The organism is Arthrobacter sp. P4_F10 (assembly GCF_056401435.1).
Map to the genome: position 1 here is coordinate 67,710 of NZ_JBFUJJ010000009.1, position 13,077 is coordinate 80,786.

10 protein-coding genes are annotated in these 13,077 nt (G+C 67.7%); 3 read left to right on the forward strand and 7 right to left on the reverse strand.

Translation table 11 applies throughout. The features are described 5' to 3' along the window. Positions 1 to 20 precede the first annotated feature (20 nt). On the forward strand, positions 21 to 713 hold the full coding sequence (locus AC1DR1_RS11810; RefSeq protein ID WP_229993225.1) for a hypothetical protein: 693 nt from the start codon (positions 21 to 23) through the stop codon (positions 711 to 713). 122 nt (positions 714 to 835) lie between these two features. Here the strand turns inward: AC1DR1_RS11810 and AC1DR1_RS11815 are convergent, their stop codons facing one another. Further along, the gene (locus AC1DR1_RS11815; RefSeq protein ID WP_229993240.1) at positions 836 to 2,293 is read right to left on the reverse strand and encodes a benzaldehyde dehydrogenase; all 1,458 of its coding nucleotides are present in this window, start codon (positions 2,291 to 2,293) and stop codon (positions 836 to 838) included. A 188-nt stretch (positions 2,294 to 2,481) separates the two neighbouring features. Here AC1DR1_RS11815 and AC1DR1_RS11820 point away from each other — a divergent pair, with 188 nt between their 5' ends. Next, positions 2,482 to 3,009: a flavodoxin domain-containing protein gene (locus tag AC1DR1_RS11820; RefSeq protein ID WP_229993226.1), complete on the forward strand. Its 528-nt coding sequence runs from the start codon at positions 2,482 to 2,484 to the stop codon at positions 3,007 to 3,009. A 35-nt stretch (positions 3,010 to 3,044) separates the two neighbouring features. Here AC1DR1_RS11820 and AC1DR1_RS11825 read toward each other — a convergent pair whose 3' ends face one another. The 5 genes from AC1DR1_RS11825 to AC1DR1_RS11845 all read right to left on the reverse strand — a co-directional run bounded on the left by AC1DR1_RS11825 (position 3,045) and on the right by AC1DR1_RS11845 (position 10,506). Further along, on the reverse strand, positions 3,045 to 3,749 hold the full coding sequence (locus tag AC1DR1_RS11825; RefSeq protein WP_229993227.1) for a hypothetical protein: 705 nt from the start codon (positions 3,747 to 3,749) through the stop codon (positions 3,045 to 3,047). Positions 3,750 to 3,825: 76 nt separating this feature from the next. Then, positions 3,826 to 4,464: a hypothetical protein gene (locus tag AC1DR1_RS11830; protein WP_229993228.1), complete on the reverse strand. Its 639-nt coding sequence runs from the start codon at positions 4,462 to 4,464 to the stop codon at positions 3,826 to 3,828. Between the two features lie 789 nt (positions 4,465 to 5,253). After that, on the reverse strand, positions 5,254 to 6,813 hold the full coding sequence (locus AC1DR1_RS11835) for an FAD-dependent oxidoreductase (RefSeq protein ID WP_229993230.1): 1,560 nt from the start codon (positions 6,811 to 6,813) through the stop codon (positions 5,254 to 5,256). Then, complete coding sequence (locus AC1DR1_RS11840) at positions 6,810 to 9,092, reverse strand: molybdopterin oxidoreductase family protein (RefSeq protein ID WP_229993231.1); 2,283 nt, start codon at positions 9,090 to 9,092, stop codon at positions 6,810 to 6,812. The genes AC1DR1_RS11835 and AC1DR1_RS11840 overlap by 4 nt, the downstream gene beginning before the upstream one ends. Before the next feature lies 1 nt (position 9,093). Next, on the reverse strand, positions 9,094 to 10,506 hold the full coding sequence (locus AC1DR1_RS11845) for an MFS transporter (protein ID WP_476992627.1): 1,413 nt from the start codon (positions 10,504 to 10,506) through the stop codon (positions 9,094 to 9,096). 294 nt (positions 10,507 to 10,800) lie between these two features. On the opposite strand from AC1DR1_RS11845, the gene AC1DR1_RS11850 reads away from it, so the two are divergent. Further along, positions 10,801 to 12,213, forward strand: a complete 1,413-nt coding sequence (locus AC1DR1_RS11850) for an MFS transporter (RefSeq protein ID WP_229993232.1) — start codon at positions 10,801 to 10,803, stop codon at positions 12,211 to 12,213. Between the two features lie 69 nt (positions 12,214 to 12,282). Here AC1DR1_RS11850 and AC1DR1_RS11855 read toward each other — a convergent pair whose 3' ends face one another. After that, positions 12,283 to 13,014, reverse strand: coding sequence for a glutamine amidotransferase (locus AC1DR1_RS11855; protein WP_476992628.1), 732 nt, complete (start codon positions 13,012 to 13,014; stop codon positions 12,283 to 12,285). Positions 13,015 to 13,077: the final 63 nt, after the last annotated feature.

Consider the following 13,077-nt stretch of genomic DNA (forward strand, 5'->3'; position numbering starts at 1 on the left):
GCAAACCGGAGGCCGAAGCCATGCAGAGTCCCCGCTCGCTTGTTGAGCCGATGGAACAGAACTGTGCGCTGCCCTCCGGTTCGGAGGAACGCTTTGCCGGCTACGCCGTCATGGGCGTTCCGTTCAGCTCCGGCTACGTCCTGGCCTTTCGGCATTTTCCGGCGTCGTCCGTCGGCCCGGGCTACATCTCGGTCTGGATCCGCGACCCTGCCGGTGTCTGGACGATTCACAGCACCACCGACCCCGGGACCTCCTGCCCCCGCTACTTCGGCAGCGCCATCGGCTCGGCGTCCACTCGCCGGATCTCCATCCGGTGGCGCGACGGCTATTCCTTCAGCGTGGACGTCGGAGCCGGCGTGGACCTGAGCTGGGACCTGAAGCTGGCGGCGACGCCGGTCACCCGGCTTATGTCCGCGGTGTCCGGCGCCGTTCCGGAGCGGCTGTGGCGCAGCCGGACGTTCCTGCGTGCCATGGGGGCCGTTGCCGGCCCGGTGCTGGGGGCGGGGCACCTCGGGTTGACGGGCGCGGCGCCCAACGGCCAAACCTTTTTGGCGCGCCCGCGGCGGATGTGGTTCGTCCGCGATAGCAAGGCGCAGTTGCAGGGGCACAGCCTGGGACAGACGTCGGCACTGCCCGTCCAGGACCGGCTGGGGGAATTCTGGGTCCCGCAGCGCGGCATCTTCATGACCGGCTCGGTCTTGTTCGAGCCCTAAGTACCGGGCCCGGCCATCGTGCGGGCAGATCAGGGCGGATGACCGCAGAACATTCGCCCTGATCTGCCCGCGGAGTCCGGCTTCGCGCCATCCGCGGCGGGGAACTCCCGCATTTACCCGGCCTAAAACGGGTACGGCGCGATGTCCGGCCGCACGGTCAGCCACTGGATTTCCGTGAAGGATTCGATGTTGGCGTGATGGCCGCCGATCCGCGAGCCGTTGCCCGAGTTCTTGACCCCGCCAAAGGGCGAGTTGGCCTCGTCGGACACCGTCTGTTCGTTGATGTGGATCTTTCCGGAGTCGAGCCGGTCGGCGATCGTCATGGCCATCCCGACGTCGCCGAGGATTCCTATCGAAAGCCCGTATTCATTGTCGTTGGCCAGGGCAACGGCCTCGTCCACGGTGGAGAACTTCATCACCGGGGCGACGGGGCCGAAGATCTCGTCCTTCCACGCCGGGCTGGCGAGGTCGAGGTCGGCGAGCACGGTGGGCTGGTAGAACCGGCCGTCATGGCTGCCGCCGGCGGCCAGGCGCGCGCCGCCCTGCACCGCGTCCTGAACGATCGTGTCCACCCGGTGGAGCTGCTTCTCGTCGATCACCGGTCCCAGCGCCACTGTTCCGCTCTTCGGGTCGCCTACCGGTAAATGGCGGGCCTTTTCCGCCAGGGCGCTGACGTAGTCCTCGTAGATATCCTCGTGCACGATATGCCGGCCGGACGCCATGCAGATCTGACCCTGGTGCATGAAGGAGCCAAACGCGGCGGCAGAGACAGCTTTGGGGAAGTCGACGCCGGGCAGCACGATCAGTGCGTTGTTCCCGCCGAGTTCCAGATGGGCACGCTTGAGCAGCCGGCCGGCCGCCTCGCCCACTTTGCGCCCTGCCGCCGTCGACCCCGTGAAGGCGATGACGCGAACCTCGGGTGCCTCTACGACGGCCGAGCCGATCTCGGCGCCTCCGGGCAACAGGGAGAGCAGGCCGGGCGGAAGACCCGCCTCCTCGAACACCCGGACCAAGGTGACGCCACCACAGACCGCAGTGCGCGGGTCCGGTTTGAGCAGGACGGCGTTGCCAAGGGCCAGCGCCGGGGCGACTGCGCGGATGGAGAGGATCAGCGGAAAGTTGAAGGGTGCAATCACCGAAACGACGCCGACGGGCCGGCGCCGGGCGAAGGACCAGCGGCTCTCGTTCGAGGTCAGCACGTCGCCAGCTGGGAGTGAGGGCAGGGCGGAGGCGTCGTAGCATTCGTTGGCCGCGATGTGGGTTTCCAGCCCGGCTTTGGGCGGGATGCCGCCGGATTCGCGGACGATCCAGGCCTGGATTTCCGCCGAGTGTTCCTCCCAGAGCTGTCCCGCGCGGCGGAGCACGGCGGCGCGGTCCTCCGGGTTGCGGGCGGCCCAGTCCTTCTGCGCTTTCGCGGCCACCGCGGCGGCTTCGCGGACATCCTCCACTGAGGCCACGCCATAGCGGCCCAGCGTTTCTCCGGTGGCTGGTTCGACGGCGTCACCGGTCCCGCCGCGCCCGGGCCGCCAGCCGCTGAGGTAGATCTTGCCGTCCCAGAGGGCGGAGTCGAGCAGGGACATGTTGCGTCCTTTCATCGTGGGTCCTGCTTGTGTACCGGCCGGTCGAATCAGAACCGGACCGGGCCTTCGTCCATCTCACGTCGGTAGGCCGCCGCCGTCAAGAGTGCGGGCGTCAAGAGGGCCGTGCGTTGCCGCCCGCGGGACCTTCGGCCGTAGTGCGTCACAGCCGGGGGAGGTCAACTTGGCACATGGCCAAAATCTATATCCCCTACGGGACCGTTGAAGGACAAACAGCAAAAATCGCGGATTACATCGCCGAGGTAATCCGGGCGAACGGGCACCAGGCAGAGACGGCGGACCTCAAACATTCTGCAGACCCTCTGCCGGGCGGCTACGACGGCGTGATCGTGGCGGCCTCGGTGCACGTGGGAAAGCACGAGGGATACGTCGCAGACTTCGTCAAGAAGAACCGCGCTGAGCTCGAGCGGCTGCCTTCCGCCCTGGTTTCGGTGAGCATGGCCGCCCAAGGAGACGAGGAGACCGCGGAGGGCTACGTGGAAAAGTTTGAGCAGGACACGGGGTGGCGGCCCGCGCACGTCGGGCTGTTCGCCGGCGCCCTGCTCTATACCCACTACGGGTTCATCAAGAAGCACGTCATGAAGAAGATCGCCAAGGACAAGGGATCCCTCGACACCGACACCACCCGGGACTATGTCTACACCGAGTGGGACGGCGTCCGGCGTTTCACCGAAGACTATCTGGCGGCATTCGCCTAGCGCGGGCAGTCAGAAGTAGGACTCAGAAGCAGGGATCAGGAGTAGGCGTACGGCGGAACGGTATCGCCGGGCGCAAAGGGCCGGTACCAGTGCTCGAAACCCAGCTTCCCGGCGTCGGCGTCGGCACTGTCCGGGCTGTCGCCGTCGTCGTCGGAGTACAGAGCGTCGCTTTCGGCGTCCTCCAGCAGGACTTCCCCGACGGCGGCCCGCCAGTTCTCCGGAAGGTCCAGTTCGTAGATTTCCTCAGTGATTTCCGCCTGATCGAGCAGGCAGCGGACGGCGAGTTCCGCTGCGAGGCATCCGGGCGCGGTCCAGCCCCGGACCAGGGACGCGGTGACATCTGCTGCGACCACGATGAACTTCTGGGTGAACTTCGCGTCGTAGCTGGCGGCGAACTGAGGCGGCAGCGAGGACAGGACGGAGGTCCCGGCGATGTCGGCCGGCGTGACAACCTCCAGCGTGCTGAGGGTGCCGAGATCGCGGAACAGCTGGTCGATGAGGATGCTGGACGAGTTCCACAGGAGTCCGGCCAGCAGGCGGGTCTGGCCCACGGCCTTGTGACGGTCGTCCGGATCGACGGCGGCCATCTCGGCCAGGTCCTCGGGATCAAACTGGAGCCGCTGCTCGGCCGTCATATCATCCGGGTGCGGGTCGAGCCCGAGCAGTTCCAGGCTCAATCCGGTCAGCTTCCCGGCGTCGGCCAGCAACTCTTCGGTGATGTCGTCGTCTTCGGCGCTCATGCCCCCGATGCTACCCGCCGATTGCCCGTGGCCCGATTTGCGTTACGCGGCCGGGTTCGGCGGCGGCGCGGCAGTTTTAGGCGGCCGCCGGGTGAATGGTTCCCGACGTCGAACTGGCCCCAGCCATCCGGGCGGACAGCAGATAGGCGATCCCGCAGACCAGGGGAACCAGGCTGGCAGCGATCAGCGATCCGACCGCGCCCGACCTTCCGATGACCGTAATCAACAGCGGCAGAACCCCCAGGGCCACCAGCAGCCAGCCGGCCAGGGCGGTGAGTTTCAGCCCGAGGATGGCGGCCGGGAAAGCCAACGCGAGCACGCTGACGGCTATAACGGGGCCGTTGTCACTGAGGAAGGTGCTCAGGGCAGCGGGGTCGAAGGCGAGCCACACGCACGCGGCAATGAAGGCAGAGGCGAGGGCGAGCAGCAGGGGGGCGGTTGCCGCCGGCCAAAACCAGGCCGAGACCCCGAGGATGAGCATCGGCACGACCCAGGCGAGCGTTATCAGCGTTCCGGCTGTTCCGCCCGGCTCCTGCATCGCGAACCCGCCGATGAAGATTCCCCCGAGGACCGTGAACGCCGCCATGACGGCCGCTCCGGTGCGCGTCAGCGCGGCGGCCCGCCGCTGCGGATCCTTTTCTCGTGACATGACAACACCCATCACGACGGCGAACACAATTATTGCACCGAGCGCCAAAATAACCGGGACGTTCATGGAATGCCTCCTGCAGACGAACGGACCTCAGTCCATTGCATCGCTGCAGCAGCGGCTGCGCCAAGGGGAGAAAGGCCCGCTTCGCGACGGGGAGTCGAGTTGTGAGCGTTGAACGCACTGAACTCCGCGACGCCAGATTCCAGCGCAAAAGCGTCCCCGGCAACTTCCGGGGACGCTTTTGCGTTTGTCGGAGGTTACGGCGCAAGCAACTTGCAGCAACCGAACCCCTTCGCAATCCGGCGGGCATTCCGCCGCCCGTGGACCTCATCATCCGGACGGCGGGGAGGACCAAGCGGACGACAATTCCCGTGCGGGCGATCAGGGAGCAAGTCCTCTACCTCCGGGCGTGTCCCATATGCATAATGTCGCCATGTGGATCCCCGCTCTATTCCTAATCTTGGTCGTCATCTCGATACTGGTCACTTACTGGCAACTCACCTTGACCGGACTCGCCATTTGGGCGCTTGTGGCCTGGAAGAGGCACGCCGCGGCCGACACGAGGCCGAGCTACCCCCGGAAGCCCGTCCAGACCCGGCCTGTGTCTAAGCCTGTCCAGACGCGTCCTAAACCCAAGCCTGTCCAGACCCGGCCTGAGCCCAAGTCCAAGCCCCAGCCTGCCCGCGAGATGCCCGCGCCCGAATACCTGCCCAGGTGGACTGCGAACCGCCGGCTGGACGCAGGCCGCGAGCATGCCCAGTGGCAGAAGACGTTCGACAGCGCAGCGCAGTAAACGTTTCTGAACTGTGCCTCAGGCTGGTCCGGGCTCCCTGCCTTCAGGACACCCCACGATCAGGCAACCGCCCCCTGAAAGTGGGCCTCGATGATCCCCTTGATGTCGTCGTGGCAGCCGCCGCAGCCGGTGCCGGCGCGGGTGGCCGCGGATACCTCGGGCACCGTCCCGCAGCCATCGGAGGCAGCGGCGGCTATGGCCGTCCCGCTGACGCCCGCACACCGGCAGACCGTCCGGCCCGGGTCGGCGGAACCCGCGGCAGCGGCCTGGTCCGGCCCGTCCAGGCGCAGCAGCAGCGACCTGTCTGCGGGGAGTTCCGCGCCGCGTTCGAACAGCTGCACCAGCTCGGCCGAGGTGCGCGGCATACCCACGGACACGAGGCCCTCGAGCACGCCGGCCCGGGTGGTCATCTTCACGTAGCGGCCGTGCTCGGGATCGGCCCACTGGGCAATCTGCAGCCGCGCCCGGCCGTTCACGGCACCGGCCGTCAGGGCTTCCTCGTCCCACGGGTCTGCGGAAACATCCCCGGCCACGGCCATGTTCATGCCGCGGGCCTTGAGCACGATCACGCCCGGAAGCTCCGCCGCAAGGGACGGCAAGGCTTCCGCCTCGGCAGAAGCGCCGGACGCCAACAGGGTCAGATAGTCGGCGAGCCATTCGGCCTGCCGCCAGCCCGGGCCCACCAGGCCGGACGGGCCGCGCGCGGTCCGGCACTGAACGCACTCGGGGTCCGGGCAGCGGACTTCGGCGCAGTCGCCGATCGCAAAGATGTGGGGTTCGTGGTGGGCGCGGAGCTTGTGGTCCACCAGGATCCCGGCGGCGGTGGAGAGCCCGCAGCCTTCCGCCAGTTCGGTCCGCGGCCGGACACCGCAGGAGAGCACCAGAAGGTCGCCGTCGATCGCGGAGCCGTCATCGAGCAGCAGGGCCGAGAAGCCGCCGTCGGGCGCGTTGTGCTCCACGCCGACCGAGCGGGCGTTGCCGGCCACCCGCACGCCGCAATTCCGCAAGGAAGCCGCGAGTACGGAGCCGCCGCCGCGGTCGATGTTCCGGCCCAGGGGGTGCGGGCCGTTGTGCACCACAGTCACGGTGGCGCCTTCCTCGGCCGCGGCGAGGGCCGTCTCCAGGCCCAGCACGCCGCCGCCCAGGACCACCACCCGCTTTCCGCCTGCAACGGCGGAATGGAGCACGGAGGCATCGCGGAGATCCCGCAGGGCGGTCACGCCCGGCGGCAGCACCGGCGCGGCCGGGTCCGGGTTGAGGCCGGTGAGGTTGGGGATGACAGGGCGCGAACCGGTGGCGAAGACGAGCCGCTCATAGCCGGGGGAGGTGCCATCGCTCAACAAAACTTGCTGCCGGGCCCGGTCCACACGGCGGACGCGGACGCCCAGCCGGACGTCGACGCCGTCGGCCACCAACGCTGCCGCGTCGGCGAGGGCCAGGGCGGCCGGCGTGGTCCGGCCGACGCCAAGATCGGCCACCAGCACGCGGTTGTACGCCGCCTCGGGCTCGTCACCGATCACCGTCAGGTGGGCGATGCCGCTGCGCACGGCCGGCAACAGCTCGTCGATCAGCCGCGCGGCGACGGGCCCGAAGCCCACCACCACAATCCGCTCAGTCATGAGGTCTCCTCTGCTTGAAGAACGCGGGCCGGAACTCCGCTGCGATTGCCCGCCGCGCCCACGGAAACTGCGTCCCCGCACATCGCGCCGCCGGGAACCGCCAGGCGGATCCACACCTTGCTGGTCTTGAACTCGGGCATCCCGGATATGGGGTCCGTGGCGGACTCGGTGAGCCGGTTGGCGCTCTCGAGTTCCGGAAAATGGAACGGCAGGAACACCGTCTCCGGGCGGATGTCCGTGCTCAGTTCGGCCCGGCAGCTGACCACGCCTCGTTCGTTGGAAATCGAGACGTAGTCGCCGTCGGCGATTCCCTGGGCGGCGGCCGCGGCGGGGTGGAGCTGCAGCCGCGCCTCCGGCTGGGCTTCGGCCAGCGCGGCCACCCGGCGGGTCTGCGCGCCGGACTGGTAGTGCTCCATGAGGCGGCCGGTGATGAGGGTCATCGGCGTTCCGGACTGACCAACACCGGCGCGGTCCGCAGAGCTCGAAGAAACAGAACGACGCCGGGGCGTCACTGCCGTGAACACGGCCCGGCCGCCCGCGTGGGCAAAGGCCTCCAGGAAGAGCCGCGGCGTTCCTTCGCTTCCGGCGGGGTAGGGCCAGTAGGCGGCCTCGCCGCGGTCCAGCATGGCGTAGTCGATCCCGGAGTAGTCGGCCAGGCCGCCGGAGGACGCGAGCCGGAGTTCCTCGAACACGGTTTCCGGGTCCTCGCTGAACGCGGACGGCGCGTCCAGCATTTCGGCCAGCCGGGTCATGATCCACAGCTCGCTGCGGACACCGGGCGGGGGAGTGAGGGCCCGGCGGCGGCGCAGCACGCGGCCCTCGAGGTTGGTCAGGGTTCCTTCTTCCTCGGCCCACTGGGTGACCGGCAGGACCAGGTCCGCCTCGGCGGCGGTCTCGGAGAGGAAGAAGTCGCACACCACCAGGAAGTCCAGGCTGCGCAGGCCCGCGATCACGGCGTTCGCATCCGGGGCGGACACCGCCACGTTGGCGCCGTGCACGAAGAGGCACCGGACGCCGTCGGGCTGTCCAAGGGACTTGAGGAGTTCGACGGCGGGGAGGCCGGGGCCCGGGATCAGGGCTTCGGGCACGCCCCAGACCTTTGCCATGTGGGCGCGGGCGGCGGGATCGGTGATCTTCCGGTAGCCGGGGAGCTGGTCCGCCTTCTGGCCGTGTTCGCGGCCGCCCTGGCCGTTGCCCTGGCCGGTGAGTGTGCCGTAGCCGCTGCGCGCGGAGCCCGGCAGGCCCAGCAGGAGGGCGAGATTGATGGCGGCCGTGGCGGTGTCGGTGCCGTCGACGTGCTGTTCGACGCCGCGGCCGGTGAGGATATAGCTGCCGCCCTTGCCGGCGCCGTCGGCCAGCCGCCGGGCGGTTTCACGGATCAGACCGGCCGGGACGCCGGTGATCGACTGGACGCGTTCCGGCCAGAAGCTCGCGACGCTGCGGACCGCGGCTTCGTAACCGGTGGTCCGGTCCGCGATGTACCCGGCGTCGGCGAGGCCCTCGTGGATCACCGCGTGGGAGATCCCCAGGAGCAGGGCGAGGTCGGTGCCGGGCAACGGCTGCAGGTGCAGGCCGCCGCCGTCGGACGTGAAAGCGGCGGTGGCGGAGCGGCGGGGGTCGACCACAATCAGCCCGCCGGCGTCGCGCGCACCCTGGAGGTGCTGGACGAAGGGCGGCATGGTCTCGGCCACGTTGGAGCCGAGCATCAGGATGGTGCTGGCGGCGTCGAGGTCCGCCAGCGGGAACGGCAGCCCGCGGTCCAGGCCGAACGCGCGCATGCCGGCCGCGGCGGCCGAGGACATGCAGAACCGTCCGTTGTAATCGATCCGCGAAGTGCCCAGGGCCAGCCGGGCGAACTTGCCCAGCTGGTAGGCCTTCTCGTTGGTGAGGCCGCCGCCGCCGAACACGCCGACGGCGTCCGCCCCGTGCTCGGCGCGGGCCTGCTTCACAGCCGAGACGATCCGCCCGAGGGCCTCGTCCCAGCTGACCGGGCGGTGGACGCCGTCGGCGCCCTTGAGCAGGGGCTCCGTGACGCGGCCGGTGTGGTTCAGCAGTGAGGCCGAGGTCCAGCCCTTGCGGCACAGACCGCCGCGGTTGGTGGGGAAATCCCGGCCGGCGACTGTCAGAAGAGGCAGGGCGACGGGGGTGTCGGCCGCAGACTGCTCCGACACGGGGTCTGACCCCGGCTGGACAGCCGGGGTCAGAGCCGCTGGAGATGTGAGCGTCATGGCGCACTGCAGGGCGCAGTAGGGGCAGTGCGTGTCGGCGCCGGTGGTCATGTTAGACGTGTCCCATCGCGTTTCGGTTGGCGTTGCGGATGTAGAAGAACCAGCAGACCACCAGCATCAGGACGTAGGCCCCGATGAAGCCGTAGAAGGCTGACGTGTAGGAGCCGCTGGCGGTGTTGGAGGCGTTGAGGACCTGAGGGATGATGAATCCGCCGTAGGCGCCGATGGCCGAGATCAGGCCCAGGGCCGAGGACGCGAGCCGCTGGGTGGTCACCGTGCTGGCACCGGAGCGGGCGGCCCGGCTGGAGGTGGCGAAGATGATCGGGATCATGCGGTACGTGGCGCCGTTCCCGAAGCCGCTGGCGGTGAAAAGGAGCAGGAACAGGAACAGGAAGAGCCAGAAGTTCTTCAGCGGCAGGGTCCAGAGCATGGTCAGGGTGATGACGGCCATGGCCGCGAACGCCGCGACGGTCATGCGGGCCCCGCCCATCCGGTCCGCCAGGCGTCCGCCGAAGGGGCGGGCCAGGGATCCGACCAGCGGGCCGAGGAAGGCCAGGGACAGTGCCACAGTGCCGACGCCGATTGAGGAGAACGCCGGGAAGTAGTCCTTGATGAGCTTGGGGAACACGYCGGCGAAGCCGATGAAGGAGCCGAAGGTGCCGATGTACAGCAGCGCCATGATCCACAGGTGCGGTTCCTTGAGCGCGGCGAGCGAGCCCGCGACATCGCCCTTGGCGCTGGTGAGGTTGTCCATGTACTTCCAGGCACCGAAGGCTGCCAGGAGGATCAGCGGAACCCACATGAGGCCGGCGACGGGCAGGTTGACGGTGCCGGCTGCCAGCAGCGTGATGGCGATCGGAACGGCAAGCTGTGCGACGGCGGCACCGAGGTTGCCGCCGGCGGCGTTCAGTCCCAGGGCCCAGCCCTTTTCGCGGGCCGGGTAGAAGAAGGTGATGTTGGCCATCGAACTGGCGAAGTTGCCGCCGCCGAAGCCGGCGAGGGCTGCCACGAACAGCATGGTGCCGAAAGGGGTCTCCGGGTTGGAGACGCACATGGCCAGCCCGATCGAGGGGAGGAGCAGCAGCAGGGCCGAGGCGATGGTCCAGTTGCGGCCGCCGAAGCGGGGGACCATAAACGTGTAGGGGATCCGCAGCGTGGCGCCTACCAGGCTGGGCATGGAGATCAGCCAGAAGATCTCGCTGGTGGAGAATGTGAAACCAGCGGCGGGAAGCTGGACCACAACAATCGACCAGAGCTGCCAGACCACGAAGCCCAGGAACTCGGCGAAGATGGACCAGTTCAGGTTGCGCCGGGCGATGGAGCGGCCGGCCGATTCCCACTGTTCCTTGTTTTCTGCATCCCAGTTGGCGATCCAGCGGCCGGGCCGGTGGTCGAGGGTAAGGGCGTCGGTGCGGGCGGCGCCGGCATCTGCGGTGCCGATTTCGGCGGTGCGTTCAGCAGTCACTTAGGAGACCTCCTTGGGGGGTGTTGTCCTTCAAAGGTAGGGATGCCGCGTTTCAGGGACGGTCGCGGTTTATTAACGCGCTGTGACTTTTGCCTATCGGGGCTTTTATGACGGTGTGAGAATGGGTGTGACGACCACCACGTGAGACAACGACACGGTGTCCAAATAACGGACCATTTGTCCATTTACTGGACGGTGGGAACTAATATCGGACTTATACGAATCCCTAGCCGGCGGCCCCGGGCATCGGGCTCTTGGGGAACATCCGACCGGTCTTCATGAAAGCGTTACTACATGTCATCCACTGCAACCTCCGCGGAGCGTGGGTCTACCAAGCAGGTGAATTCGCGCGGCCGCGTGATTGTCGCCAGCCTGATCGGCACCACCGTCGAGTTCTATGACTTCTACGTGTACGCCACCGCTGCCGTGCTGGTTTTCCCGAAGCTCTTCTTTCCCGGGCAGAACGAGACCACCCAGCTGCTGGCATCCTTCGCTGTATTCGGCGTCGCGTTCATCGCCCGCCCGCTCGGCTCGGTGGTCTTCGGCCACTTCGGTGACAAGTTCGGCCGCAAGGGCACGCTCGTTGCCTCGCTGCTGACCATGGGCATTGCCACCTTCCTGATCGGCTGCCTGCCGACGGCGAGCGTCCCGGGCTGGGCCTTCTGGGCCCCGGCGCTCCTCGTGGTCCTGCGCTTCTGCCAGGGCCTGGCCCTCGGCGGCGAATGGAGCGGCGCGGCGCTGCTGGCCACCGAAAACGCCCCGTCGAACAAGCGGGCCATCTACGGCACGTTCCCACAGCTGGGAGCCCCGATCGGCTTCATCATCGCCAACGTGATCTTCCTGGTCTTCAGCTACACCCTGACGCCGGAGGCCTTCATGGAATGGGGCTGGCGGGTGCCGTTCCTGCTCAGTGCCGTCATGGTCATCATCGGCCTCTACGTGCGCCTCAAGCTGATCGAAACCCCGGCCTTCACCAAGGTCCTCGAATCCAATGAGGTTGCCAAGCTGCCGCTGGCACGGGTCTTCAAGACCAGCTGGCGTCCGCTGATCCTGGGCACGTTCATCATGCTCGCCACCTACGTGCTCTTCTACCTGATGACCACGTTCACGCTGACCTACGGCACCCGGGCGTCCAGCCTGGACACCGCTAAGGCCGCCGCCGAAAAGGCCGGCAAACCGATGACCGAGGCCGCTGCCGCAGCGTTCGTCCCGGGCCTGGGCTACAGCCGGAACGACTTCCTCTGGATGCTGATCGCCGGCGTCGTATTCTTCGGTATCTTCACGCTGGTCTCCGGCCCGCTGGCTGAGAAATTCGGCCGCCGCAAGATGCTGATTGTTGTAACTTCCGGCATCCTCGCCTTCGGCCTGCTGTTCGTTCCGCTGTTCAGCGCCGGATTCGTGGGCGCCATGGCACTGCTGATCATCGGCTTCTCGCTCATGGGCCTGACGTTCGGTCCCATGGGTGCGCTCCTGCCGGAGTTGTTCCCGGGCAATGTCCGGTACACCGGCTCCGCCATCAGCTACAACGTCTCCAGCATCCTGGGTGCAGCCGTGGCTCCGTTCATCGCCGTTTGGCTCTGGGAACTGGCGGGAGGCAGCACAGTGCTGGTGGGCGTCTACCTCGCCTCCATGGCCGTGCTGACGCTGATCGCCCTGTTCGTGAGCAAGGAAACCCGGGACATCGACTACACCAACAATGTGGCCTAACGCTCTCCACTAAGGCAAAAAGCCCGGTGTGTTCAGTGAACACACCGGGCTTTTCCGTGGGCGGGGCCCTCAGCCGGCGTAGCGCTCCACGAAGTTCCGCAGGATTTTCATCGGTTCCGTCGCGGTGAACCGTCGGGCGTCCTCCATGAGCATTTCGGCCGATTCCGGCGGGAAGTAACCGGCGTGGCGGTAGATATCGATCCTCGTGACGAGCCCTTCGGCATCGAGCTCAGGGTGGAACTGGGTGGCGTACAGGTTGGTCTTGATCCGGAACATGTGCACCGGGCAGGCGGCCGAGCTCGCCAGCAGCACCGCGTGGGAGGGCAGGACGGTGCAGGCTTCCTTGTGGCCGGTGAACGCCGTGAAGCTCTCCGGCAGTCCGCGCAGGAGGGGATCCTGCAGCCCTTCCKCCGTCAGTTTGATGGTTACACCGCCGAGGCCTTCACCGTAGGTCCGGTCGATCACGGCGCCCTGATGCAGTCCGAGGGTGCCGACGCCGTAGCAGGCGCCGAGGAACGGGAAGTCCTCGGCCACGATCCTGTCCAGCAGCCCGGCGAGTTCTCGCTCCACCCGGTGCTGGGTGGCGCTCTTGTGCTCGGCCGGGTCGCTGGAGGTGAAGGGACTGCCGCCCACAATGACGCCCGAATAGTCCGACAGTTCCAGGTCAGGCAGCGGTGCGGCTTCCATCCGGATGCGGTGCAGCTGCTCCGGCTTGAGCCCGCAGTAACGAAGATAGGCGCGGTATTCTTCCTCGGCGGCGGTGTCTTCCGCGCGCGAGGCGAGGAGCAGGAATGGCTTCACACACCTAGTCTCTACTGGCCGGTCACGGAGGCGCCAGAGGCGCGCCCGCGACCGGCAGCGTCG

Bases quoted from the DNA above. Each gene is read 5' to 3' on its own strand.
- AC1DR1_RS11810 (WP_229993225.1), top strand. From the start codon at position 21: ATGCAGAGTCCCCGCTCGCTTGTTGAGCCGATGGAACAGAACTGTGCG.
- AC1DR1_RS11815 (WP_229993240.1), bottom strand. From the start codon at position 2,293: ATGTCCCTGCTCGACTCCGCCCTCTGGGACGGCAAGATCTACCTCAGC.
- AC1DR1_RS11820 (WP_229993226.1), top strand. From the start codon at position 2,482: ATGGCCAAAATCTATATCCCCTACGGGACCGTTGAAGGACAAACAGCA.
- AC1DR1_RS11825 (WP_229993227.1), bottom strand. From the start codon at position 3,749: ATGAGCGCCGAAGACGACGACATCACCGAAGAGTTGCTGGCCGACGCC.
- AC1DR1_RS11830 (WP_229993228.1), bottom strand. From the start codon at position 4,464: ATGAACGTCCCGGTTATTTTGGCGCTCGGTGCAATAATTGTGTTCGCC.
- AC1DR1_RS11835 (WP_229993230.1), bottom strand. From the start codon at position 6,813: ATGACTGAGCGGATTGTGGTGGTGGGCTTCGGGCCCGTCGCCGCGCGG.
- AC1DR1_RS11840 (WP_229993231.1), bottom strand. From the start codon at position 9,092: ATGACCACCGGCGCCGACACGCACTGCCCCTACTGCGCCCTGCAGTGC.
- AC1DR1_RS11850 (WP_229993232.1), top strand. From the start codon at position 10,801: ATGTCATCCACTGCAACCTCCGCGGAGCGTGGGTCTACCAAGCAGGTG.